Here is a 23,583-nt window from a genome sequence, read left to right on the forward strand (position 1 = left end):
TCGGGCAATCGTTCGTTATGTGACGTAGAACGAGAATGGGGGTGGTCGTGGTACGCGTCCTCTTCCTCGGCGGTCTCGGGCGCAGCGGCACCACCCTGCTCGAACGTGTCCTCGGCTGCCTACCCGGGGTCTGCACCCTCGGCGAGGTCGTCCACCTGTGGCGCCGCGACCTCATCGACGACGAGCGGTGCGGCTGCGGGCAGGCGTTCTCCGCCTGCGGGTTCTGGCACGAGGTGGGCAAGCGCGCCTTCGGCGGGTGGGACCGGCTGGACCCGCATCACGTCCTACGCCTCCAGTCGCGGGTGGAGCGCACCCGCCACATCCCCAGTCTCGCCGGGCGCACGCGCAACGATGATGCGCGAGATTACGCCCTGTACTACGCGCGCGTCTACGCCGCTGCGGCCGAGGTCACCGGGGCAAACGTGGTCGTCGATTCCTCCAAGCACGCCAGCTTGGCCTACTGTCTCCGGCACGCTCCGAACATCGATTTGCGCGTCGCGCATGTCGTGCGGGACGCGCGCGGCGTGGCGTACTCGTGGACCAAGACGGTGACCCGCCCGGAGAGTGACCGGCGGGAGACGATGACGCGGTACTCCCCCGGCCGCGCGGCGCTCCTGTGGAGCGCCCACAACGCGGCGTTCGGGCTGCTCGGCGCGCGAGGCGTGGCCGTGCGACGGTTCCGGTACGAGGAATTCGTCGCCGACCCGCGCGGCGTGAGCCTGTCCATCGCCGCGTTCGCGGGCCTGGACCTGCACACCGGCGCGCTGGACTTCCTGACCGAGGGCGCCGACGGCAGCGTGTACGCCGACCTGCCGCCCGCGCACAGCGCCGCCGGCAACCCGATGCGCTTCCGCACCGGCCCGGTCGAGGTACGCGCGGACGAGAGCTGGCGCACCGCCCTGCCGCCACGCCAGCGCCGCCTCGTGGCCGCGATCGCCGCCCCCCTGCACGGCGCGTACGGCTACCCGATCACGGGACGCCGGACGTGACCTCGCTGCTGCCGCGGCACGCCATCATCCCGGCGCCACGGCACGTCGGTTGGCCGCCCGTCGGCGTCGTCATCCCCACCCGCAACCGGCCGCAGCTGCTGCGGCGCGCGCTGCGTTCCGTGCTGGCGCAGGACTATCCCGGGCCGCTGCAGGTGTTCATCGTGTTCGACCAGACCGAGCCCGAGTTCGCCCTGCACGCCACGGGCGACCGGCCCGTGTCGGTGCTGTCCAACCTGCGTACGCCGGGCCTCGCCGGCGCCCGCAACCGCGGCATCCTGGCCGCCACCGACAGCGAGATGATCGCCTTTCTGGACGATGACGACGCCTGGCTGCCGGGCAAGCTCACCGCCCAGGTCTCCGCCCTGCGCGCGCGGCCCGGCACGCTGTTCACCACCTGCGCGATCGAGGTCGAGTACGGGGGACGCCGGGTGCCGCGGCTGGCCGGCAAGCACGAGGTGGCCGTCGCCGACCTGGCGCGCTCGCGGATGGCGATGCTGCACTCGTCGGGCTTTCTCATGCGCCGCGAGGCGATCGTGACCGACCCGGCGCGCGGCGGCATCGGCCTGGTCGCCGAGGACGCCCCGGGCAGCCAGAACGAGGACTGGGACCTGCTGCTGCGGGCCGCCCGCCTGGCCCCGATCCTGCACCTGGACGTCCCGCTCGTGCGGGTGCTGTGGGGGCGCAGCTCGCTCTTCGCCCAGGAGTACGAGACGAAGATCTCCTCGCTGCGCTGGATGCTGGCCCGGCACCCGGAGATCGGCGCGACGCCGCCCGGGGCCGCCCGGGTGTACGGGCAGATGGCCTGCTGGGAGGCCGCGCAGGGCAACCGCACCGAGGCGCTGCGGTGGGCCCGCGCGGCGATCCGCAACAACTGGCGGGAGCCGCGGGCCGCGATCGCCATGGCCGCCGCGAGTGGCCTCGTCCGCGTGGAGCGGGTGCTGCACGCGCTGCACCGCCTGGGCCGCGGCATCTGAGTTCTTGTGTGCGGCACTCGCGTGCGATAGTGTGCGGACCTGTTCGGTTGTGTGCGGTCCTTGGGGAGGGCGAACGGTGCCGGCCATCATCCCGCGCGTCTCAGGCCTGTGCTACGGCGGCGACTACAACCCGGAGCAGTGGCCCGAGGAGGTCTGGGCCGCCGACGTCGCGCTGATGCGCGAGGCCGGCGTCACGCTGGCCACGGTCGGGGTCTTCAGCTGGGCGTGGCTGCAACCCACGCCCGACCGCTGGGAGTTCGGCTGGCTCGACCGGGTGATCGACCTGCTGCACGCGGGCGGCATCGCGGTCGACCTGGCCACGGCCACCGCGTCCCCGCCACCGTGGTTCACCACGGCCTTCCCGGCCAGCCGGCCGGTGGACGCCGACGGTCGCGTCCTCAGCCACGGCAGCCGCCAGGCCTACTGCCCGTCCTCGCCGGACTACCGGGCCGCCGCGCTGACGCTCGTGGAGCGGCTCGCGGAGCGCTACGGCGATCACCCCGCGCTCGCGCTGTGGCACCTCAACAACGAATACGCGTGCCACGTCCCCGCCTGCTACTGCGACACGTCGGCGGAGGCGTTCCGGGGCTGGCTGCGCGAGCGCTACGGCACGGTCGAGGCGCTCAACGACGCGTGGGGCACCGCCTTCTGGTCGCAGCGCTACGGCGACTGGTCCGAGGTCATCCCGCCGCGCGCCACGCCGACGTTCCACAACCCGGGCCAGGCGCTCGACTTCCGCCGGTTCAGCTCCGCCGAGATCCTGTCGCTGTGCGTCGCGGAGCGTGACCTGCTGGCGCGGCTCACCCCCGAGGTGCCGGTCACCACCAACCTGATCGCCACGCACACCCAGCTCGACCACTGGGCGTGGGCTCGCGAACTGCGCGGCCCGGGCCGGCTGGTCTCCAACGACCACTACGTGATCAATGACGCGGCCGCCCCGCCGGCCGCTCAGATCGCCTTCGCGGCGGACGTGACCCGCTCGCTGGCCGCCGGCGCCCCGTGGCTGCTCATGGAGCATTCCACCAGCGCGGTCAACTGGCAGCCGCGCAACCTCGCCAAGCCGCCCGGCCGGCTGGTCCGCGACGCCCTCGGGCACGTCGCGCGCGGCAGCGAGGGCGCCATGTTCTTCCAGTGGCGGGCCAGCGTCGCGGGCGCCGAGCGCTGGCACTCGGCCATGCTGCCGCACGCGGGCACCGACTCCCGGATCTGGCGCGAGGTCGTCGAGCTGGGCCGGCACCTGCGCGCGCTCGCCGACGTCGACGGCTCCACCGTGACCGCGCCCGTGGCGATCCTGCTCGACTACGAGTCGCTGTGGGCACAGGAGCACGGCGCGCACCCGAGCGGCGACATGGCCTGCTTCGACGAGGTGGCCCGCTGGCACCGGGCGCTCTGGCGGGCGGGCATCGCCGCCGACGTGGCCCACCCGGAGTCGGACCTCGACGGTTACGCGGTGCTGCTCGCCCCGGCGCTGTACGCCCTGAGCGACGCCGGCGCCGCCAACCTGACCCGCCGGGTGGCGGACGGCGCCCACCTGGTCGTCGGGCCGTACTCGGGCGTCGTGGATGAGCGCCACCGGGTGCGCACCGGCGGCTACCCGGGCGCCCTGCGCGACCTGCTGGGCGTACGGATCGAGGAGTTCTACCCGCTGCCGGCGGGCGCCACGATCGCCCTGACCAACGGCGCGACCGGATACGCGTGGTCGGAGCTCGGCCGCGCCGACGGCGCCCAGGTGCTGGTCACGTACGCGGAGGGCCCGGTCACCGGCTCCCCCGCGCTCACCCGCCACCGCCACGGTGCGGGCACGGCGTGGTACGTGGGCACCCGCCTGCCCGACGAGTCCCTCGACACGCTGCTGGCTGGCGTGGCGGTGGCCGCTCGCGTCGAGCCGACGCTGCCCGGCACGCCGCCGGGCGTCGAGGCGGTCCGCCGCGCCCACGCGGACGGCACGTCGTTCCTGTTCCTGCTCAACCACGGCGACGAGCCGGCCACCGTGCCGGTCGCCGGCGAGGACCTGCTGAGCGGCACCGTGTGGGCCGGCCCGACCGAGGTCGCGGCCGGCGGCGTGGTCGTGCTGCGGGAGGCCGCCGCGCAGCTGCCGGTGCCGCTCGCCGAGGCGGCGTGATGCTCGCGGCCCAGCGGCAGTCCGAGATCCTCGAGCGGGTCCGGCGCACGGGATCGGTGCGGGTCGCCGAACTCGCGACGGAGCTGGCGGTCTCCGAGATGACGATCCGCCGCGACCTCGACGCGCTGGACGAGCGGGGCCTGCTGTCCAAAGTGCACGGCGGGGCGACCGCCGCCGGGCCGGGCGCCACGCACGAGCCCGGCTTCGCCGCCAAGTCGGTGCGCCAGCAGGCCGAGAAGGCCACCATCGCGCAGCGCGCGGCGTCCCTCGTGCGACCCGGCACGGCCGTGGCCCTGTCCGCCGGCACGACGACGGCCGGCCTCGCCGGGCTCCTGCGCGACGTCCCCGACCTCACGGTCGTCACCAACTCCATCCCGGTCGCCGACGCCCTGCGCCGCGACAACCCCGCCGACGCGGACTCAGCGCTGCTGGAGTCCGGCCCGCAGGTCGTGCTCACCGGCGGGGTGCGCACCCGCTCGGACGCCCTCGTCGGGCCGATCGCCGTGGCCGCGATCGGCAGCCTCCACTGCGACGTGCTGTTCCTCGGCGTGCACGGCATGAGCCAGCGGGCCGGCTTCACCACGCCCAACCTCATGGAGGCCGAGACCAACCGGGCGCTCGTCGCGTCCGCCGGCCGGCTCGTCGTGCTCGCCGACCACACCAAGTGGGACACGGTCGGCATCTCCACCATGGCCGCGCTGCGCGAGGCGGACGTGCTCATCACCGACTCCGGGCTGCCCGACGCCGCCCGCGACATCCTCGCCGGCGAGGTCGGCGAACTCATCATCGTGGAGGCCCCGGCGGCATGAGACGCACCGCAACCACGCTTGCCGACGGGCGCGAGCTGATCTACTTCGACGAGCCGGACGCGTCCGGGGTCTACCCGCCCGACCGTGCGGCCGCCGTCGACACCCGGACACTCGACCCTCGGCCACTCGCCTCGCAGCTGCGCTACGACCCGCTGCTGGACGAGTGGGTCGCCATCGCCGCGCACCGGCAGACCCGCACGTTCCTGCCGGCCACCGACGAGTGCCCGCTGTGCCCGTCGACGCCCACGCACGCCAGCGAGGTGCCCGCCGCGAGCTACGACGTGGCGGTCTTCGAGAACCGGTTCCCCTCGTTCAGCGACAACCCGGCCGAGGCCGACCTGGCCGTCGGGGCGCAGGTTACGCCGCTGAGCCCGATCCGCCCGGGCGTGGGCCGCTGCGAGGTCGTCTGCTTCACGCCCGAGCACACGTCGTGCTTCGCCGAGCTGAGCCCCACCCGGGCCCGTACGGTCCTCGACGCCCTCGCGGACCGTACGGCCGCGCTGTCCGCGCGCGACGACGTCGAGCAGGTCTTCTGCTTCGAGAACCGGGGCGTGGAGATCGGCGTCACCCTGCACCACCCGCACGGACAGATCTACGGGTACCCGTTCGTCACGCCGCGCACCCGCGCGATGCTGGCCTCGGCCGTCCGGTACGCGGCCGCCCACGGCGGCGCCAACCTCTTCGGCGACATCCTCGCCGCCGAGCGGGCCAGCGGCGAGCGCGTCGTCCTGGCCGACGACCTCTGGACGGCGTACGTGCCGGCCGCCGCGCGCTGGCCGTTCGAGGTGCATGTCGTGCCGCACCGGCAGGTGCCCGACCTGGCGGCCCTCAACGACGCCGAGCGGGCCGCGTTCGCCGGGCTCTACCTGCGCCTGCTGCGGGCGTTCGACGCGCTGTTCGGCGCGCCCATGCCGTACATCTCGGCGTGGTACCAGGCGCCGACCCACGCGGGCCGCGACCTGGCGTGGCTGCACCTGCAGCTGTTCAGCATCCGCCGGGCGGCCGGCAAGCTGAAGTACCTCGCCGGTTCGGAGTCCGCCATGGGGGTCTTCATCAACGACGTGCGTCCCGAGGAGGCCGCCAAGATGCTGCGCGAGGCACTGCGATGACCGCCCCGGAGGACCGCGCCCGGTCCGCCTTCGCCGCCGAGTTCGGCGCCGCGCCGGACACCGTCTGGACCGCGCCCGGCCGGGTGAACCTGATCGGCGAGCACACGGACTACAACGGCGGGTACGTGCTGCCGTTCGCGCTGCCGCAGCGCACCGCCGTGGCCGCCGGTCGCCTCGACCGTCGCGAGTGGACGGTGTGGTCGGAGGTCGGTCGGGCGGCGCCGGTCACCTTCGCCGAGGCCGACCTCGAACCCGGCCGGGTCACCGGCTGGGCCGGCTACCTGGCGGCGGTCGTCTGGGCGCTGCGCGACACCGGCGTGGACGTGCCCGGCGCGCGGCTCACGGTCGCCTCCGACGTGCCGGTCGGCTCGGGCCTGTCGTCGTCTGCCGCCCTGGAGTGCGCGACGCTCGGCGCCCTCCTGGACCTGGCCGGCTCGGAGCTGCCGCTCGACGACTGGCCGGCGCTGGCCCAGCGCGCTGAGAACGTCTACGTCGGCATGCCCTGCGGCATCATGGACCAGGCCGCGTCGTCGCTGTGCCGCGCCGACCACGCCCTGTTCCTCGACTGCCGGTCGCTGGAGACCGAGCAGGTGCCGTTCACGATCGCCGACGAGGGCCTCGCCGTGCTCGTCGTGGACACCCGCGCGCCGCACCGGCACACCGACGGGGAGTACGCGGCCCGCCGTCAGACCTGCGAGGCCGCCGCCGCCCGGCTGGGCGTCGACCTGCTGCGCGAGGTCGCCGACCTCGGCCAGGCGCTCGCCGCGCTCGCCGGGGACGAGGTCGCGGTGCGCCGGGTCCGTCACGTCGTCACCGAGAACCAGCGCGTCCTCGACACGATGACCCTGCTGCGCGCCGGCCGGACGAGCGAGATCGGCCCGCTGCTCACCGCGTCGCACGCGTCGTTGCGCGACGACTACGAGGTGACCGTCCCCGAACTCGACGTGGCCGTCGACGCGGCCCTCGCCGCCGGGGCGCTCGGCGCCCGCATGACGGGCGGCGGCTTCGGCGGCTGCGTCATCGCACTCGTCCGTACCGAGTCGGCGGACGCCGTCGCGACCGCGGTGAGCAGCGCGTTCGCTGAGCACGGCTTCGATGTCCCCGCCGCCTTCGTCGCCGCCCCCGGGCCGGGGGCGGCCCGCGCCTGACCTGACGCCGTCAAGATTGACGGGCCGGGCGATCAGGCAACTGAGGACGCCAGGGTGCGACGGGCGCGGTCAGCGCCGGGACGCGCACGTGATGCAGGTGCGGGCGGCCGGCCGGGCCGCGAGACGTTCGGGGTCGATCGGCCGCCCGCACCGCTCACAGGTGCCGTAGGTGCCCTCCGCCAGCCGAGCCAGCGCGGCGTCAAGGTCGGTCAGCCGCCCACGGGCCTGGTCGAGCAGCGCGGCGACCTGGGCCCGCTCGAAAGCGATCGTGGTGCCCTCGGGGTCGTGCTCGTCGTCGTTGGCCACGTCGGCCACCGCGGCGACGATGCCATCGTGGTCCGCGGTGAGCGCGGCGATCTGCGCCACAGTGTCACGGCGAGCAGCGGTGAGCCGCTCAAACACGTCGGAGTCCATTCCTCACCCTATGTGCCCAACTGCGCGGTGGCCGGGTCGCGTTGTGCGACCCGGCCACCGCAGGGAAGGGACGGCAGGCTGTTAGCCAGACACCGAGCGTGGTCACGACCCGTGGGCGTGGACCCTCGCTCATCGTGGGAGGCGACTGGCGCCGCTCTCACATCCTGTTCAACGAGGGCGCGACAGCACGGGTAACGGCGGCACCGATCAGGGGGTCAGCCAGTCCACGAGCGCGGCGAACTTGACGTTGAAGGCATCACCCATCGCGTAGAAGGAGGCGATCATCACCATGATGATGAAACCCAGCATCAGGGCGTACTCCACAGCGCTCGCCCCCCGGTCGCCCGACCTGGAGGTGGCGTTGCGCCGCGGCCGCGGGCGACTCCCATGTGGCAACACTCCGCCAGGCTTCCTTACAGTCGAGCGCGGCACCATCGGATGACGGTGGGGGCGCGGTGGACGAACGGCCCTTGCGCCGGGGCGAAGAGTCGTTACCCACGTGTCCGTTGTGACCTGGGGACCCTAACGAAGAGTCAATAACGCCAGATCCCCTTGTGGGGGTCACACTAGGGCACCGCGCGGGCCCACGCATCCCGGCGGAGCGGTCAGACGCGAAACGGCCCGGACCCCGTCATGCGACGGAGATCCGGGCCGCCTACGGCCGTCAGGCGCCCAGCTTGCGAGCCAGGTTCTCGTCCAGCGCCGCCATGAACTCGTCCGTGCTCAGCCACGGGGCGTCCCGCGAGATCAGCAGTGCCAGGTCCTTGGTCATCTGGCCGCCCTCGACCGTGTCGATGATGACCTTCTCCAGGGTCTCGGCGAACTCGGTCACCGCCGGCGTGTTGTCCAGCTTGCCCCGGTGGGCCAGGCCCTGGGTCCAGGCGAAGATCGACGCGATCGGGTTGGTCGAGGTCTTCTCGCCCTTCTGCCACTGCCGGTAGTGGCGGGTGACCGTGCCGTGGGCGGCCTCCGCCTCGACCGTACGGCCGTCCGGCGTCATGAGCACGGAGGTCATCAGGCCGAGCGAGCCGAAGCCCTGCGCCACCGTGTCGGACTGCACGTCACCGTCGTAGTTCTTGCAGGCCCACACGAACCCGCCCTCCCACTTGAGGGCGGCGGCGACCATGTCGTCGATGAGCCGGTGCTCGTACGTCAGGCCGGCCGCCTTGAACTCCTCGGCGAACTCGGTCTCGAAGACCTCCGCGAACAGGTCCTTGAACCGCCCGTCGTACGCCTTGAGGATCGTGTTCTTCGTCGACAGGTACACCGGGTAGTTGCGGGCGAGGCCGTAGCGCAGCGAGGCCCGCGCGAAGTCGCGGATCGACTCGTCGAAGTTGTACATGCCCATGGTCACGCCGCCGCCGGGGAACTGGGCGACCTCCATCTCGACCGGCGCACCGCCGTCGGCCGGGGTGTAGGTGAGCGTGACCGTGCCGGGGCCGGGCACGACGAAGTCGGTCGCCTTGTACTGGTCGCCATGGGCGTGACGGCCGATGATGATCGGCTTGGTCCAGCCGGGGACGAGCCGCGGCACGTTCGACATGATGATCGGCTCACGGAAGACGACGCCGCCGAGAATGTTGCGGATCGTCCCGTTCGGCGACTTCCACATCTTCTTGAGGCCGAACTCGGCGACCCGGGCCTCGTCCGGGGTGATGGTGGCGCACTTGACACCGACGCCATGCCGCTTGATGGCGTTCGCGGCGTCGATCGTGACCTGGTCGTCGGTCGCGTCGCGGTGCTCGATGCCCAGGTCGTAGTAGTCCAGCTCGACGTCGAGGTAGGGCAGGATGAGCTGCTCCCGGATCTGCTTCCAGATGATCCGGGTCATCTCGTCGCCGTCGAGCTCGACGACCGGGTTGTCCACCTTGATCTTGGCCATGGCGCCGCGCGCTCCTTACGTCAGAGGTCACTAACAGTACGAGCGTACTGCAGGCCCTGTCGCCCGCGCGTTGGGTGTGGCCAGATCCGGCAGTGGGCAATGAGACAGGAACCCGACCACTCCCGGGAGCCCACGATGACGACCCCTTCACCCCGGCGCCGGACCCTCGCGTGGATCGGCGCCGTCCTGCTCGCCGCCGCGTGCGGCGTACCGGTGGTCGACGAGGGCGGCTCCGGGGAGGGGAGCGGCGGCAGCCCCAACCCCACGGAGACGCAGTCCCTGGAGGGCGCCTTCCGCTACGAGACGATGGACGACTACGTCAACGCCGTGCTCCCCATGATCAGGGAGTGGCACGAGGGGACCTGGCCGGACCTGCCGGAGCCGCGCCGGGTCACCTACGTGCCGAACGGGGCGAGCGGGCCGGAGGGGTGCCAGGACCGCGAAGGCAACCAGGCGTCGTACTCCTCCGAGTCGTACGAGTACTGCGGCGGCGACCAGATGATCTACGTGGGGCAGGACCTGCTCTGGGCGCTCTACGACCGCGCCGGCGACGCCGGTCCGGCGGTCGGCCTGGCCCACGAGTGGGCCCACCACATCCAGTCGGTCGTCGGCGTGACCGCCCCGCAGTCCGCCGAGGCCAGCATCCAGCTGGAGAACCAGGCCGACTGCATCGCGGGCGCCTGGGTGCTGTTCACGAAGGACAAGGGTTACCTGGAACTGCCCGACGACATCGAGGACATCGAGCAGCTCTTCCCCCTCATCGCCTCGGCCGAGAGCGCCGACCGTGACCACGGCACGCTCCAGGAGCGCGAGGAGTCCTTCAACCTCGGCTACACCAAGGGCCTACCGGCCTGCGACCGCTTCTTCCCGGACACTCCGGTCAGCTGAGCGCGGCGGCACTCACCCGACAGAGCGGCGTGGCCCGGGCGTCCACAAGGGATGCCCGGGCCACAGTCGGCTCACCTCACAGGTCGGCGACGTCCGCCTGCTTGGCGCGGACCGCCTCGGCGGCCTCCTTGAGCGACGCCAGCTCCGCGTCGGTGAGCGGCGTCTCGACGACCTTGCGGACACCGGTGGCGCCCAACTCGGCCAGCACGCCGAGGTAGACCCCGGAGATGCCGTACTCGCCGTCGACCCAGGCGCAGACCGGCCAGACCTCGCCGCTGTCCTCGGCGATCGCCTTGGCCATGCGGGCGGCGGCGGCCGACGGGGCGTAGTACGCCGAGCCGGTCTTGAGCAGGGCCACGACCTCGGCGCCGCCGTTGCGGGTACGGGTGACGAGCTCCTCGATCTTCTCGGCCGGCAGCAGTTCGGACAGCGGCTTGCCGTCCACCGTGCACTGCGACGGGACCGGCACCATGGTGTCGCCGTGGGAGCCGAGGGTCAGCGTCTTGACGGACTTGACCGGCACGCCGAGGGTCTCGGCGACGAAGTTGGTGAAGCGCGCGGTGTCGAGCACGCCGGCCTGGCCGAGCACCCGGTTCTTCGGGAACGCGGTGGCGATCTGGGCCAGCGCGGTCATCTCGTCCAGGGGGTTGGACACCACGACGACGACGGCGTTGGGGGCGTACTTGGCGACGTTCTCGGCCACCTGGCGAACGATCTTCGCGTTGACTCCGAGGAGGTCCATGCGGCTCATGCCCGGCTTGCGGGGCAGGCCAGCGGTGATGACGACGACGTCGGAACCCTCGATCGCCTCGTAGCCCTCGCCGTTCGGGCCTGTGGTGGCGCCGACGACCTTCGTCTCGAAGCCCTCGATGGGCCGCGACTGGTTGAGGTCGAGGGCGAGGCCCTCGGGCTTGCCCTCGATGATGTCCGTGAGCACGACCGTCTCGAAGACGTCGTACTCGGCGAGGCGCTGTGCGGTCGTGGAGCCGTAGAATCCGGCGCCGACGACGGTGACCTTCTTGCCCATGGCGTGGTGTCTCCCGCGTTAACCGGCGTTAAAAACCTGTTGTTTCTGCACAGTAACGCGCGGTGTCCGGGCCCGTTCAGCCGGCCGAGCGTTCGGCGGCCTCCACCACATTCGACAGGAGCATCGCCCGGGTCATCGGGCCGACGCCGCCGGGGTTCGGGGTGAGGTAGCCGGCCACCTCGGCCACGCCCGGGTGCACGTCGCCGGCCAGGCGCGAGACCCCGTCGGCATCGGGGCGCCGGCCCGTACCCAGGTCGACCACGGCCGCGCCGGGCCGGACCATGTCGGCCGTGAGGATGTCGGGCACCCCGGCCGCGGCCACCACGATGTCGGCGCGGCGGGTGTGCGCCGCGATGTCGCGGGTGCCGGTGTGGCAGTACGTCACGGTGGCGTTCTCGGAGCGGCGGGTGAGCAGCAGGCCGAGCGGGCGGCCCACGGTGATCCCCCGGCCGATGATGACGACCTCGGCGCCCTTGATCGGCACCTCGTACCGGCGCAGCAGCTCCAGGATGCCCTTGGGGGTGCAGGGCAGTGAGCCGGGAACGCCGAGCACGAGCCGGCCCAGGCTGACCGGGTGCAGGCCGTCGACGTCCTTGGCGGGGTCGACCGCCTCCAGCACGCGCTGCTGGTCGATCTGGCGCGGCATGGGCAGCTGCACGAGGTAGCCGGTGCAGGCGGGGTCGGCGTTCAGCGCGGCGACCGCCGCGTCCACGTCGTCCTGCGTGGCGGTGGCCGGCAGGTCCTTGCGGATCGACAGGATCCCGACGTCGGCGCAGTCGCGGTGCTTCATCGCCACATAGGTGTGCGAGCCCGGGTCGTCGCCGACCAGCACGGTGCCCAGACCGGGCTGGATGCCGCGGTTGGCGAGCGCCTTCACGCGTACCCGGAGTTCTTCCTTGATGGCGGCGGCAGTGATCTTGCCGTCCAAAAGCGTCGCGGTCACGGCTCGATCCTCCCACGCGAGGCGTACGGGCGATGCTCAGCCCTGACGCGTCAATCACTCTCCGTGACCGAATGCGGACCGATAGGTCCGTCCTACCGAAAAACGGCTGATTCTATGGTGATAATTCCTGATAAGTACAGGCTGGTCGTGGTGAATGGTGCCCGACGTTCGTGCACCGGCCGCCGCCGTGACCACTGGAACGTCACAGCGCCCGCCCGACGAGGGGTGCCGGCGCGACGAGGAGGAACCATGCAGGTCCGCAGGCGTGCCACCTGGGCCGTGCCCGCAAGCCTGATCATCGCGACGAGCGCGCTGGCGGGCTGCGGCGGGAATGGCGATGGGGGCGGCACCGCAGACACCAGCGCCGTGGTCTCGGTCGGCATCGCCGAACCTCAGTACCTGACCCCGGCCAACACCAACGAGACGAGCGGCTCCCAGGTCCTCGCGGCGCTCTTCGCGCCACTCGTGGACTACGACGCCGAGCACAAGCCGTACGAGGTGACGGCCGAATCGATCACCGCGACCAATACGAACAAGACCTGGACGATCAAGCTGAAGGACGGCTACACGTTCCACAACGGCGAGAAGGTCACGTCCGACAGCTACATCGACGCCTGGAACTACGCCGCGTACGGCCCGAACGGCCAGAACAACAACTACTTCTTCAGCCTGATCGACGGGTACAACGCCCTGAACCCGGCCGACCCGGACGGCGAAGGCTCGCAGAAGGCGCCGACGCCGAAGACGAGGACGCTGTCGGGGCTGAAGAAGGTCGACGACCTCACCTTCACCGCCGACCTGTCCACCCCGTCCAGCGAGTTCCGGACGATGCTGGGCTACACGGCCTTCTACCCGTTGCCGAAGGCGGCGTTCGAGAGCGAGGGCGTCCTCAAGCAGGACTACCAGGAGGCGCCCATCGGCAACGGCCCCTTCAAGATGAAGGGCACCTGGCAGCACGACCAGCAGATCGAGGTCGAGCGCTACGACGCCTACCCGGGCGACAAGCCCAAGATCGGCGGCGCGATCTTCAAGGTGTATCTGCAACCCACGGCGGAGTACGCCGACCTGCTGGCCGGCAACCTCGACGTGATGAAGCAGATCCCGACGGAGTACCTGACGACCGCCCCGACGGACCTGGGCGACCGGTTCCTGAAGAGTCCGGCGTCGACGATCCAGCTGCTCGCCTTCCCGACGTTCGATCCCAAGTTCTCGAAGGTCGAGGTGCGCCAGGCCATCTCGATGGCGATCGACCGCGACCAGATCGTGGAGGCGATCTTCAAGGGCTCCCAGACGGCGGCCCGCTCGTTCGTGTCGCCGGTGGTGGCCGGCTACCGCCCGGACACCTGCGGGGATGCCTGCAAGTACAGCCCGGCGGACGCCAAGGACCTCTACACCAGCGCCAACGGCCCGTCGAGCCTGATCATCACGTACAACGCGGACGGCGGTCACAAGGACTGGGTGGACGCGACCTGCAACCAGCTCAAGAACAACCTGGGCGTGACGTGCACCGGGCAGCCGGAGGCCAAGTTCGCCGACCTGCTCACCAAGCTCGACAAGAAGCAGAACGTCGGCATGTTCCGGATGGGCTGGGTCATGGACTACCCGTCCATGGAGAACTACCTCGGCCCGCTGTACACCACGAACGGCTCGTCGAACTACTACGGCTACAGCAACAAGGAGTTCGACGCCCTGGTGGCCCGGGGTCGGGCCGCGGCGAGCACCGATGCCGCGATCTCCGACTACCAGGCGGCCGAGGACATCCTGGCCAAGGACCTGCCGGTGCTGCCGATGCGGTACGGGCAGAACGTGTTCGGCCACTCCGAGCGCACCAGTGACGTCGAGATGGACGTCTTCAACCGGGTGAACCTCAACACCATCGAGGTCACCTCCTGACCGCGTAGGCCGCGAGGTCAGCGGCGGGCCGCCCAGCATGGGCGGCCCGCTGCCATTTCTAGCGATAAGCCCTACTTAAGGGTGTTCTGCGGAGAGACTAGGGTCATGTTCCGCTACATCGTGCGGCGGTTGCTCCAGATGGTCGTGGCCTTCTTCGGTACGACCTTGATCGTCTTCGCGCTCATGTTCGCGGGGCGGGGCGACGCGCGCAACGTGGCACAGTCGCTCGCCGGAGAGCGGCCCGTCAGCGAGGCACAACTGAACCGGCTGATCGAGGAATTCCACCTCAACGACGGCTTCTTCGCGCAGTACTTCTACTACATCACCGGACTGCTGCGTGGCGACTTCGGCACCTCGCTGACCGGCCAGCCGATCGGCGACATCCTGGCTCGGGCGTGGCCGGTCACCGCGAAGCTCGCCGTGGTGGCGATCCTCTTCGCGATCCTCTTCGGCGTGACGGCCGGCATCATCGCCGGCATCCGGCGCGGCGGCATCTTCGACAACTCCACGCTGATCCTGACGCTCGTGGTGATCGGCATCCCGTCGATCGTGCTCGCCCCGGTCTCCCAGTACCTCTTCGCGGTGAAGTGGCCGATCTTCCCCGCCACGGCCGGCGCGAATCCCAACCTGTACCAACTGCTGTTGCCGGGCATGGTGCTCGGCTCGCTCTCCCTGGCCACCGCGCTGCGGCTCACCCGGACCTCGGTCGGGGAGAACCTGCGCTCGGACTACGTACGCACCGCGCGGTCCAAGGGCATGCCGCCCCGCCGGGTCATCGGCGTCCACGTGCTGCGCAACTCGCTCATCCCGATCGTGACCTTCCTCGGCGTGGAGCTGGGCAACCTCATGGGCGGCGCGATCGTCACCGAGGGCGTGTTCAACGTGCCCGGCGTCGGGCAGTACCTGTTCCGCTCCATCCGGACCGGCGACGGGCCGCTCGTCATCGGCTTCGTGAGCATCCTCGTCATCGTCTACCTCGTCATCAACCTCGTCGTCGACGTCCTCTACGCGGTCCTCGACCCGCGGATCCGGTACGAGTAAGGGGGCTGCGTGAGCGAGCGAACCATCAGCGCAGGGTTGACTCACGCTGGCACCGGAGCGCAGCGGAGGTGGCAGCGTGAGCGACTTTGAGACTGTGGCGGCCAGCGAACTGCACACCGCCACCCCCGGTCCTGCGGGGGCGCCGAACGCGCCCGGGCAGCCGTCCGACATCGGGGTGCCGGCGAAGCCGAACGGGTCGCCCGGCAAGCCGCGCAGCCTGGCCGGCGACGCGTGGCGCGACCTGCGCCGCAACCCACTGTTCTGGATCGCCGCGGTCGTGGCGCTGCTCGCCATCCTCATGGCCGTGGTGCCGCGGCTGTTCACGCCGGCCGATCCGGCGGCGTGCAACCTCAACCTGCAACATCACGGCGCCCAGGGCGCGGCGATCTTCGGCTACGACTTCCAGGGCTGTGACGTCTACGCCCGTGCGGTCTACGGGGCGCGCGCCTCGCTGATCGTCGGCGGGTTCGCCGCGCTGACGGCCGGCATCATCGCGGTCATCGTCGGCATGATCGCCGGGTTCTTCGGCGGCTGGACGGACGCGGTCCTGTCCCGGGTCGTGGACATCGTGCTCGGCATCCCGTTGCTGCTGGCCGCGATCGTGGTGATGGGCCGGGTGCCCAGCGGCCATGAGAAGACCCGCATGGCGGCCGTGGTCCTCGTCCTCGGCCTGCTCGGCTGGACCACCGCGGCCCGGGTCATCCGGTCGTCGGTCATCACCGCGAAGCAGCAGGACTACGTGCAGGCGGCGCGCATGCTCGGCGCGGGCAACGGGCGCATCATGTGGCGGCACATCCTGCCGAACTCGATCGCCCCCGTGATCGTCATCATCACGATCGCGCTGGGCTCGTTCATCGCCACCGAGGCCACGCTGTCGTTCCTGGGCATCGGCCTGCAGGCGCCCACGATCTCGTGGGGCATCTCGATCGACACGGGCCGCCAGCACATGCGCGAGGCGGTGACCCCACTCGCGGTGCCGTCGGTGTTCCTCGCGCTGACCGTACTGGCCTTCATCATGCTGGGCGACGCGATCCGCGACGCCTTCGACCCGAAACTGCGCTAGCGGAGGCCGCGATGACGCACCTGACAGTCGAGGCGTCCGGCGGCATCGGTCCCGCCCCGGGCGGGCCGGCCGCACCGCACCTGTTGGAGGTGCGGGAGCTGTTCATCGAGTTCCACACCCGCGACGGGGTGGCGAAGGTCATCAACGGCGTGTCGTACCACCTGAACCCGGGCGAGACGCTGGCCGTGCTGGGCGAGTCCGGCTCCGGCAAGTCCGTCACGGCGCAGGCCATCATGGGCATCCTCGACATCCCGCCCGGCCGGATCACCGGCGGGCAGATCCTGTTCCGGGGTCGCGACCTGCTCACCATGGAGGAGAGCGAGCGCCGGCAGGTGCGCGGCAAGGAGATCGCCATGATCTTCCAGGACGCGCTGTCGGCCCTGAACCCGGTGTTCACGGTCGGCTTCCAGATCACGGAGAGCCTGCGCCGCCGGGCCGGCATGAGCAAGGCCGACGCCAACGCCCGGGCGGTCGAGCTGATGGACCTCGTCCGCATCCCGGCCGCCCGCTCCCGACTCGGCGACTACCCGCACCAGTTCTCCGGCGGCATGCGGCAACGCGTCATGATCGCCATGGCGCTCGCGCTGAACCCGACGGTACTCATCGCCGACGAGCCGACCACCGCCCTGGACGTCACCGTCCAGGCCCAGGTCATGGACCTCCTCGGCGACCTGCGCCGGGACCTGAACATGGCGATGATCCTGATCACGCACGACCTGGGTGTCGTCGCCGACGTGGCCGACCGCATCGCCGTCATGTACGCGGGTCGCATCGTGGAGCACGCCGAGGTCCACGACCTGTACGCGCGCCCCGCCCACCCGTACACGAAGGGTCTGCTGGAGTCGATCCCGCGGCTGGACGCCCGGGGTACGGAACTGACCACCATCAAGGGCCTGCCGCCGAACCTGCTGCGCCCGCCGAGCGGCTGCACGTTCCACCCGCGCTGCCCGTACTGCGAGGAGGTCTGCGTCGTGCGGGTGCCACCGCTGATGCAACTCGGCAACGACCGCACCAGCGCCTGCCACTTCGCCCAGGAGGTGCTCGATGGCACCATCGAATGACCCCATCCTGACGGTGGAGGGCCTGGTCAAGCACTTCCCCATCACCCAGGGCATCCTGTTCAAGAAGAAGATCGGCGCGGTCAAGGCCGTCGACGGGGTCAGCCTCACGCTGTACCCCGGCGAGACGCTCGGCGTCGTCGGGGAGTCCGGCTGCGGCAAGTCCACACTGGCCAAGCTGCTCATGCGCCTGGAGCCGCCGACCGCCGGCCGGGCCAGGTTCGGCGACCGCGACATCTTCACCATGTCCGGCCCGGAGCTGCGCCGGCTGCGCCGCAACGTGCAGATGGTGATGCAGGACCCGTACACGTCGCTGAACCCGCGCATGACGGTCGGCGACATCATCGGCGAGCCGTTCGAGATCCACCCGGATGTGGCGCCGCGCGGCTCGCGGGCCGACCGCGTCCGCGAACTGCTGGACTATGTGGGCCTCAACCCCGAACACATCAACCGGTACCCGCACCAGTTCTCCGGCGGGCAGCGCCAGCGCATCGGCATCGCCCGGGCCCTGGCTCTGCGACCGAAGGTCATCATCTGCGACGAGCCGGTGTCGGCGCTGGACGTGTCGATCCAGGCGCAGGTCATCAACCTGCTGGAACAGCTGCAGGACGAGCTCGGACTGTCCTACATGTTCATCGCCCACGACCTGTCCGTGGTGCGGCACATCTCCGACCGGGTCGCGGTCATGTACCTGGGGAAGATCGTGGAGATCGGTACGGAGGACGAGATCTACACGCGCGCCACCCACCCGTACACGCAGGCCCTTCTGTCGGCGGTGCCGGTCCCGGACCCGACGGCCCGCGAGCACCGCGCGATCATCCGCCTGTCAGGTGACGTGCCGTCGCCGGCGAACCCGCCGTCGGGCTGCCGGTTCCGTACCCGCTGCTTCAAGGCGCAGGACATCTGCGCGGTGGAGGAGCCGCCGTTGGCCATCCGCGACGCCGACCCGCATCCGAGCGCCTGCCACTTCGCTGACCTGCTGCCCGAGCCGCCCGCCCCCGCGTGACCCGACTACCGCGCGCGACGGACGCGACGCGGGTACGCGAAAAGCCCTATACTCCGTGGCCGGGCGGAAGCCGGGTCGGATGGAGGCGGCGACGTGGGTTCACCGGGCACTCGCAGACATCGGGTACGACGGGGCCGTTGGGGTCGACGCAGCCTGATCCGCCTGGGCGCAGCGTTGGCCAGCGGCACGCTCGCCGTGGGCACGCTGGCCGTCCTCACCACCGCGCCGACCGCGCTGGCCTCGGACCACGATGAGCGCACGTGGGCGGCGCGGGCCCGCACCGACACCGCCCGCCACGACACCAACCGCAGGGCCGCGCCCGCCGCTCCCACGGTCCGCGTCACGGCGTACTGGGCCGACACGCGCGAACCGCGCGCGGCCGTCGTCCGTGGCGCCACCACGCGGGTGAACTTCGGCGCCCGGGTGGGCGACGGCGTCGAACGGGTCACGGTCGTCCTGGAGACGGCCGGCCTGGACACCCGCAAGGTGACCGTCTCCGGCGTCGACCAGCCCTGCGAGCAGCGCGGCACGAAGACGACCTGCACGTTCCGCCCCGACCGCGCCGGCCTGGTGACGGCGCAGGTGAGACTGCGCGCCGCGGCGGGCGCCCCGGTCGGCCGCGCCGGCTGGGTGATCCTCACCGCCAGCGCCGACGGCCGCACCGGTTGGTTGCCGACCTTCGGCCGGGTGAACGTCGTTGCCACGCCGGTCGTGGCCGGCACCCAGAGCCCGGCGCCGCGCCCCACGAAGCGGCCCTTGGCGAACCCGGACCCGCGCCCGAGCATCGGGGCGACCGCGAGCCCACCGGGCACGGACGAGACCGCCGGCGACGCCGGCCGGTCCGCCGGCGACGATGGCGACGCCGGCGGCAGCGGCGGGTCGACGACGGCCGAGCCCGTCCCGACCTCCACCGCCGTGCCCGCGCCGACGGACGCCCCGCAGGCCTCGGTGACACGCGATCCGGAGGGCGCCGTGGTCGCGCTGCCGGCCGGCGGCGCGGCGGCGCCCGGACTGGCCGAGCTGGCCCGGCCGCGTCAGGTGACCAACTGGCCGGCCACGTTCGGCACGTTCGGCCTGCTGCTGGTCCTGGTGCTGACCATGATCGCGGTGGCCGGCAACCGCCTGGGCTGGTTCGAGGAGAGCACGGCCGCCCACCGCGCCTGAGCACCGGCGCGGTGGGACAGCCGCGGAGATCAGTGGAAGAAGTGGCGGGTACCGGTCAGGTACATCGTCACCCCGGCCGCCGCGGCGGCCTCGATGACGGACGGGTCGTTGACCGAGCCACCGGGCTGGACGACCGCCCGCACGCCCGCGTCGAGCAGCACCTGCAGCGCGTCAGGGAACGGGAAGAACGCGTCGGAGGCGGCCACCGACCCGGCCGCGCGCTCCGCGCCCGCCCGCTCCACCGCGAGCTTCGCCGAGTCGACCCGGTTGACCTGGCCCATGCCCACGCCGACGGCCGCGCCGTCCGCGGCGAGCAGGATCGCGTTGGACTTCACCGCGCGTACCGCCCGCCACGCGAACGCCAGGTCGGCCAGGGTCGCCTCGTCGGCGGCGTCACCGGTCGCGAGCGTCCAGTTGGCCGGGTCGTCGCCGTCGGCGTCGATGCGGTCGCGCTGCTGGGTCAGCACCCCGCCCGAGATCTCGCGGAACTCTGCCGGCGTCGGCGCGAACGCGGGCGCCACGAGCACGCGCAGGTTCTTGCGCTGCGCGAGGATCTCCACCGCACCGTCCGCATAGGACGGCGCGACGACGACCTCGGTGAAGATCTCCGCGACCTGCTTCGCCATCTCGACGGTGACCTCGACGTTGGCGGCGATCACCCCACCGAAGGCGGACACCGGGTCGGTGGCGTGCGCCTTGCGGTGCGCCTCGGCCACGTCGGCGCCGACCGCGATGCCGCACGGGTTGGCGTGCTTGATCACGGCCACGGCGGGCTCGGTGAAGTCGTTGCAGGCCCGCCAGGCGGCGTCCGCGTCGACGTAGTTGTTGTAGGACATCTCCTTGCCGTGCAGCTGCTTGGCCTGGGCCAGGCCCGCCGGCAGGTCGGCCGCCGTGTAGAGCGCGGCGCCCTGGTGCGGGTTCTCGCCGTAGCGCAGCACGGCCTTCTTCGTCAGCGCCATGCCCGCGAACTCGGGCCAGCCGTCCTCGGCGGGCGCCAGGTGCCCCGCCCACCAGCGGGCGACAGCGACGTCGTACTCCGCGATGTCCGCGAACGCCCGGCCCGCGAGGGCGCGGCGTTCGCGCAGCGTGAGACCGCCGTCGGCGACGGCCTTGATAACCATGGGGTACGCGTCGGGAGAGGTCACGACCGCGACGTTGGCGTGGTTCTTCGCGGCGGCGCGCACCATGGCCGGCCCGCCGATGTCGATCTTCTCGATGCACTCGTCGTCATCCGCGCCGGAGGCGACCGTCTCGCTGAACGGATACAGGTTGCTCACCAGCAGTTCGAACGGCGCGATGCCCAGCTCGGCGAGCTGCTCGCGGTGCGAGTCCAGCCGCAGGTCGGCCAGCAGGCCGGCGTGCACCTTGGGGTGCAGGGTCTTCACCCGGCCGTCGAGGCACTCGGCGAAGCCGGTCAGGTGCTCCACGCGGGTCACCGGGTAGCCCAGCGCCTCGACCCGTACGGCCGTGTTGCCCGTGGAGACGATCTCCACGCCCGCGTCGCCGAGCGCGCGGATCAGCTCGTCCAGCCCGGTCTTGTCCCACACGCTCAGCAGCGCGCGGCGAACGGGGATGCGGTCTTCACTCACTGTCATGACGCACCTCGCTGCGCTCGGTCATGGGACCGTGACCTTCCTTCCGGTGATCGTCCAACCGTCGCGGACCATCCGGCCCACGTACTCGACGAGCTGGCGGCGCTCGACGTCCTTGATGCGCTCGGTGAGCGTGTCCTCTGTGTCGTCGTCGTGGACCGGCACCGCCACCTGCGCGATGATCGGGCCCGTGTCCACGCCGTCGTCGACGAAGAAGAGGGTGGCCCCGGCGATCTTCACGCCGTACTCCAGCGCGTCACGCGGGCCGTGGATGCCGGGGAAGCCCGGCAGCAGCGCGTTGTGGGTGTTGATGTAGCGCCCGGCGAAGGTCGTGAGGAACTCCTTGCCGACCAGCTTCAGGAACCCGGCCGACACCACGAGATCGGGCGAGTACGCCTGGCAGCGTGCGGTCAGCTCGGCGTCCCACTCCTCCCGCGTGGCAAAGTCGGCAACCCGGCAGACGAACGTCGGGATCCCGTGTGCGGCCGCCCGGTCGAGGCCGGCGATCCCGTCGCGGTCGGCGCCCACAGCGACCACTGTCGCGCCGTAGTGCGGGTCTTCGGCGGCATCAATGAGTGCCTGAAGGTTGGTGCCGGAGCCGGAGACCAGGATGACCAGGCGCGCTTTCCCCACGCCAGCAGCCTAACGTGGCGCTTTTGGGACTGTGCCGACGGGCACCGGACTAGTACCCTGCCGTAGTTCAGCTTCATCCCTCACAAGGAGCATCCATGGTTCAGCCCGGTTACTCCGGCCAACCGCAGCAGATCGACAACAACATGACGATGTCGATCGTCGCCATTTTCCTTTTCTGGCCCCTCGCCATCCCGGCCATCATGAACGCTTCGAAGGTCAACCCGCTCGTCCAGCAGGGTGACATCGCGGGCGCGCAGGCCGCCGCCGCCGAGTCGAAGAAGTGGTCGAAGCTGGCCCTCTACGTGGGTCTCGGCCTGTGGGCCGTCAGCATCATCTGCTGCATCCTCTGGTTCGTCGTCGTCGCCGCGGCGAGCAACGCCTGAGCGAACACAGTGACGCCGTCGACGGGGGGCGATCCCTTGGGGTCGCCCGCCGTTTCCGTCCGGGGTCTTCCGTCCAGGGCCACCGGGCTCAGTCGCCGCGCGGGCGGGCGCCCCGGTAGCCGGCCGCGCCGATGACCGTGCCGACCCCCACGATCCCGCCCGCGCAGAGCGCGACCAGCCAGGGCACCGGGCCGAGGGTGGACAGCCGGCCGTCGCCCAGGCCACCCCGGGACACGAGCGCCGCCGCCCCGAGCAGCGCGCCGGCCACGGGCCCCGCCACCACGCCCGACCAGATCAGGGACACCAGCCGCACCGAACGCGAGCCGGACAGGCGCAGCCGCCGGCGGGTGGCCAGCACGCCGGCCAGTACGGCCGCCAGCAGCGGCCCGGCGACCACCACGGCGGCCGGGCCGGACACGGGCGCCGACGGCAACGCCGCCAGCACCGGCAGCGCCGGCACCGGCCCGCTGACCACCGCCCACGGCGTGACCGCCGCGCCGACGCCCACGGCGAACCCCGGCCCCAGCAGATAGCTCGTCGCCCAGACGGTCAGGTTCGGCAGGTACGCCAGGCAGGCCACGGTCACGCCGGCCTGGCCGAAAACCCCCGTGCGGTACGCGCCGAGCATCTCCACGGCCTCCCCGCCGCGCACGGCCAGCGCCAGCCCGGCAGCGGCCGCGCCGGCCGCCACGACGAGCAGCGCCGCGACCACGCCGACCCGGATGCCGTCCTTGACGACCAGCGGCAGGCGGGCCACGGCCGCGCGCGCCGCCCGGCTGGCCCGCAACGCCCCACCCAGCGCCCCGACGAGGCCGAACAGGAAGCACGTGAGCGCCGCTCGGGGCGCCGACGCGGCCAGGTCCGGGCCGGTCATCAGGGCGGCGAGCAGCGCGCCCCAGCCCGCGTAGCAGATCGCGACCGCCACGGCGGCCGCCGCTGACGTGCGTACCCGCCGATTCTTGTGGCCGCCCTGCGACCGGCTGGCGTGCACCCCGGCCCGGACCACCCGCCAGGCGCACAACGCGGTGATCGCGAGCGGGGCGAGCGAGACATGGTCGGTGGCCGTGGTGAGCGGGACGCCGTGCGCGAGCAGCCACACGGCCGAGGCGAACCGCGCCACGTCGGGCAGCGACAGCGACGCGCCCAGGCCGCCCACCGCGATCACCATGAACAGCACCGAGAGCGACGTCAGCGCCGCCCAGCCGCTCGCGACGGTGGCCGACAACGCGAGCGGCGCCCGCTGCCGGGCGCGACGGACCGCCACCGGAACGCGGCGGGCGCCGTCCGCCGCGCGCTCGCTTCGCGGCGCGGGGACCGGCACCGTGTCGCGGGTGGCGAGGTCGGCGTCGTCATCGGTGGGCGCGGGCATCGCCTTTCACTTAAACAGAGATCGGGGCGACCGGTCACCCCGACCGGCCGCCCCGACTCGTCGAATAGCTCTTCGG

At 71.8% G+C, this 23,583-nt stretch carries 22 protein-coding genes; 14 read left to right on the forward strand and 8 right to left on the reverse strand.

Going from position 1 to position 23,583, the window contains the following annotated elements; translation table 11 throughout:
• Positions 1 to 35: 35 nt before the first annotated feature.
• The 6 genes from ABD191_RS00965 to galK all read left to right on the forward strand — a co-directional run bounded on the left by ABD191_RS00965 (position 36) and on the right by galK (position 7,151).
• Positions 36 to 989, forward strand: coding sequence for a sulfotransferase (locus ABD191_RS00965; protein ID WP_425560618.1), 954 nt, complete (start codon positions 36 to 38; stop codon positions 987 to 989).
• Complete coding sequence (locus ABD191_RS00970) at positions 986 to 1,963, forward strand: glycosyltransferase family 2 protein (protein WP_344075661.1); 978 nt, start codon at positions 986 to 988, stop codon at positions 1,961 to 1,963. The genes ABD191_RS00965 and ABD191_RS00970 overlap by 4 nt, the downstream gene beginning before the upstream one ends.
• Positions 1,964 to 2,039: 76 nt before the next feature.
• On the forward strand, positions 2,040 to 4,085 hold the full coding sequence (locus ABD191_RS00975) for a beta-galactosidase (protein ID WP_344075663.1): 2,046 nt from the start codon (positions 2,040 to 2,042) through the stop codon (positions 4,083 to 4,085).
• Complete coding sequence (locus tag ABD191_RS00980) at positions 4,085 to 4,894, forward strand: DeoR/GlpR family DNA-binding transcription regulator (RefSeq protein WP_344075666.1); 810 nt, start codon at positions 4,085 to 4,087, stop codon at positions 4,892 to 4,894. The genes ABD191_RS00975 and ABD191_RS00980 overlap by 1 nt, the downstream gene beginning before the upstream one ends.
• Positions 4,891 to 6,003 (forward strand): galactose-1-phosphate uridylyltransferase, encoded by a 1,113-nt coding sequence (gene galT / locus ABD191_RS00985; protein WP_344075668.1) that lies wholly within the window; start codon positions 4,891 to 4,893, stop codon positions 6,001 to 6,003. The genes ABD191_RS00980 and galT overlap by 4 nt, the downstream gene beginning before the upstream one ends.
• Entirely contained in the window at positions 6,000 to 7,151 is a 1,152-nt protein-coding gene (galK, locus tag ABD191_RS00990) for a galactokinase (protein ID WP_344075670.1), read from the forward strand. The genes galT and galK overlap by 4 nt, the downstream gene beginning before the upstream one ends.
• 69 nt (positions 7,152 to 7,220) lie before the next feature.
• On the opposite strand, the gene ABD191_RS00995 is transcribed toward galK, so the two are convergent.
• The 3 genes from ABD191_RS00995 to ABD191_RS01000 all read right to left on the reverse strand — a co-directional run bounded on the left by ABD191_RS00995 (position 7,221) and on the right by ABD191_RS01000 (position 9,447).
• A complete protein-coding gene (locus ABD191_RS00995) occupies positions 7,221 to 7,553 on the reverse strand; it encodes a TraR/DksA family transcriptional regulator (protein ID WP_344075671.1) in 333 nt (110 codons plus the stop codon).
• A 219-nt stretch (positions 7,554 to 7,772) separates the two neighbouring features.
• Positions 7,773 to 7,889, reverse strand: a complete 117-nt coding sequence (locus ABD191_RS29185; protein WP_425560619.1) for a Flp family type IVb pilin — start codon at positions 7,887 to 7,889, stop codon at positions 7,773 to 7,775.
• Between the two features lie 340 nt (positions 7,890 to 8,229).
• The gene (locus tag ABD191_RS01000; RefSeq protein ID WP_344075672.1) at positions 8,230 to 9,447 is read right to left on the reverse strand and encodes an NADP-dependent isocitrate dehydrogenase; all 1,218 of its coding nucleotides are present in this window, start codon (positions 9,445 to 9,447) and stop codon (positions 8,230 to 8,232) included.
• 135 nt (positions 9,448 to 9,582) lie between these two features.
• Here ABD191_RS01000 and ABD191_RS01005 point away from each other — a divergent pair, with 135 nt between their 5' ends.
• Positions 9,583 to 10,335 (forward strand): neutral zinc metallopeptidase, encoded by a 753-nt coding sequence (locus ABD191_RS01005; RefSeq protein WP_344075673.1) that lies wholly within the window; start codon positions 9,583 to 9,585, stop codon positions 10,333 to 10,335.
• Positions 10,336 to 10,411: 76 nt separating this feature from the next.
• Here ABD191_RS01005 and mdh read toward each other — a convergent pair whose 3' ends face one another.
• Positions 10,412 to 11,362 carry a malate dehydrogenase gene (gene mdh / locus ABD191_RS01010; protein WP_344075675.1) on the reverse strand — a complete coding sequence of 317 codons (951 nt, stop codon included), beginning with the start codon at positions 11,360 to 11,362 and terminating at the stop codon, positions 10,412 to 10,414.
• Between the two features lie 76 nt (positions 11,363 to 11,438).
• On the reverse strand, positions 11,439 to 12,305 hold the full coding sequence (locus ABD191_RS01015; protein WP_344075677.1) for a bifunctional methylenetetrahydrofolate dehydrogenase/methenyltetrahydrofolate cyclohydrolase: 867 nt from the start codon (positions 12,303 to 12,305) through the stop codon (positions 11,439 to 11,441).
• Between the two features lie 249 nt (positions 12,306 to 12,554).
• On the opposite strand from ABD191_RS01015, the gene ABD191_RS01020 reads away from it, so the two are divergent.
• The 6 genes from ABD191_RS01020 (at position 12,555) to ABD191_RS01045 (ending at position 19,530) form a co-directional block, all read left to right on the forward strand.
• The gene (locus ABD191_RS01020; protein ID WP_344075679.1) at positions 12,555 to 14,198 is read left to right on the forward strand and encodes a peptide ABC transporter substrate-binding protein; all 1,644 of its coding nucleotides are present in this window, start codon (positions 12,555 to 12,557) and stop codon (positions 14,196 to 14,198) included.
• Between the two features lie 105 nt (positions 14,199 to 14,303).
• Complete coding sequence (locus ABD191_RS01025; protein ID WP_344075682.1) at positions 14,304 to 15,239, forward strand: ABC transporter permease; 936 nt, start codon at positions 14,304 to 14,306, stop codon at positions 15,237 to 15,239.
• Between the two features lie 76 nt (positions 15,240 to 15,315).
• Entirely contained in the window at positions 15,316 to 16,302 is a 987-nt protein-coding gene (locus tag ABD191_RS01030; protein WP_344075684.1) for an ABC transporter permease, read from the forward strand.
• A gap of 11 nt (positions 16,303 to 16,313) precedes the next feature.
• On the forward strand, positions 16,314 to 17,363 hold the full coding sequence (locus ABD191_RS01035; RefSeq protein WP_344075686.1) for an ABC transporter ATP-binding protein: 1,050 nt from the start codon (positions 16,314 to 16,316) through the stop codon (positions 17,361 to 17,363).
• On the forward strand, positions 17,347 to 18,366 hold the full coding sequence (locus tag ABD191_RS01040) for an ABC transporter ATP-binding protein (RefSeq protein WP_344075688.1): 1,020 nt from the start codon (positions 17,347 to 17,349) through the stop codon (positions 18,364 to 18,366). Before ABD191_RS01035 ends, ABD191_RS01040 begins: the two co-directional genes overlap by 17 nt.
• A gap of 174 nt (positions 18,367 to 18,540) precedes the next feature.
• A complete protein-coding gene (locus ABD191_RS01045) occupies positions 18,541 to 19,530 on the forward strand; it encodes a hypothetical protein (RefSeq protein ID WP_344075690.1) in 990 nt (329 codons plus the stop codon).
• 29 nt (positions 19,531 to 19,559) lie between these two features.
• Here the strand turns inward: ABD191_RS01045 and purH are convergent, their stop codons facing one another.
• Entirely contained in the window at positions 19,560 to 21,125 is a 1,566-nt protein-coding gene (gene purH / locus ABD191_RS01050) for a bifunctional phosphoribosylaminoimidazolecarboxamide formyltransferase/IMP cyclohydrolase (RefSeq protein WP_344075692.1), read from the reverse strand.
• 21 nt (positions 21,126 to 21,146) lie between these two features.
• Positions 21,147 to 21,755: a phosphoribosylglycinamide formyltransferase gene (purN, locus tag ABD191_RS01055; protein ID WP_344075693.1), complete on the reverse strand. Its 609-nt coding sequence runs from the start codon at positions 21,753 to 21,755 to the stop codon at positions 21,147 to 21,149.
• A 95-nt stretch (positions 21,756 to 21,850) separates the two neighbouring features.
• Here purN and ABD191_RS01060 point away from each other — a divergent pair, with 95 nt between their 5' ends.
• Positions 21,851 to 22,138 (forward strand): CD225/dispanin family protein, encoded by a 288-nt coding sequence (locus tag ABD191_RS01060; RefSeq protein ID WP_344075695.1) that lies wholly within the window; start codon positions 21,851 to 21,853, stop codon positions 22,136 to 22,138.
• Between the two features lie 88 nt (positions 22,139 to 22,226).
• Here ABD191_RS01060 and ABD191_RS01065 read toward each other — a convergent pair whose 3' ends face one another.
• The gene (locus tag ABD191_RS01065) at positions 22,227 to 23,507 is read right to left on the reverse strand and encodes a cell division protein PerM (RefSeq protein ID WP_344075697.1); all 1,281 of its coding nucleotides are present in this window, start codon (positions 23,505 to 23,507) and stop codon (positions 22,227 to 22,229) included.
• Between the last annotated feature and the right edge of the window lie 76 nt (positions 23,508 to 23,583).

Source organism: Luedemannella helvata, from assembly GCF_039528415.1.
Taxonomy (GTDB): domain Bacteria; phylum Actinomycetota; class Actinomycetes; order Mycobacteriales; family Micromonosporaceae; genus Luedemannella; species Luedemannella helvata.

Coding starts and splice junctions, on each gene's coding strand:
- ABD191_RS00965 (WP_425560618.1), top strand. CDS start 36: ATGGGGGTGGTCGTGGTACGCGTCCTCTTCCTCGGCGGTCTCGGGCGC.
- ABD191_RS00980 (WP_344075666.1), top strand. CDS start 4,085: ATGCTCGCGGCCCAGCGGCAGTCCGAGATCCTCGAGCGGGTCCGGCGC.
- galT (WP_344075668.1), top strand. CDS start 4,891: ATGAGACGCACCGCAACCACGCTTGCCGACGGGCGCGAGCTGATCTAC.
- galK (WP_344075670.1), top strand. CDS start 6,000: ATGACCGCCCCGGAGGACCGCGCCCGGTCCGCCTTCGCCGCCGAGTTC.
- ABD191_RS01000 (WP_344075672.1), bottom strand. CDS start 9,447: ATGGCCAAGATCAAGGTGGACAACCCGGTCGTCGAGCTCGACGGCGAC.
- ABD191_RS01005 (WP_344075673.1), top strand. CDS start 9,583: ATGACGACCCCTTCACCCCGGCGCCGGACCCTCGCGTGGATCGGCGCC.
- mdh (WP_344075675.1), bottom strand. CDS start 11,362: ATGGGCAAGAAGGTCACCGTCGTCGGCGCCGGATTCTACGGCTCCACG.
- ABD191_RS01020 (WP_344075679.1), top strand. CDS start 12,555: ATGCAGGTCCGCAGGCGTGCCACCTGGGCCGTGCCCGCAAGCCTGATC.
- ABD191_RS01025 (WP_344075682.1), top strand. CDS start 14,304: ATGTTCCGCTACATCGTGCGGCGGTTGCTCCAGATGGTCGTGGCCTTC.
- ABD191_RS01035 (WP_344075686.1), top strand. CDS start 16,314: ATGACGCACCTGACAGTCGAGGCGTCCGGCGGCATCGGTCCCGCCCCG.
- ABD191_RS01040 (WP_344075688.1), top strand. CDS start 17,347: ATGGCACCATCGAATGACCCCATCCTGACGGTGGAGGGCCTGGTCAAG.
- purH (WP_344075692.1), bottom strand. CDS start 21,125: ATGACAGTGAGTGAAGACCGCATCCCCGTTCGCCGCGCGCTGCTGAGC.
- ABD191_RS01060 (WP_344075695.1), top strand. CDS start 21,851: ATGGTTCAGCCCGGTTACTCCGGCCAACCGCAGCAGATCGACAACAAC.
- ABD191_RS01065 (WP_344075697.1), bottom strand. CDS start 23,507: ATGCCCGCGCCCACCGATGACGACGCCGACCTCGCCACCCGCGACACG.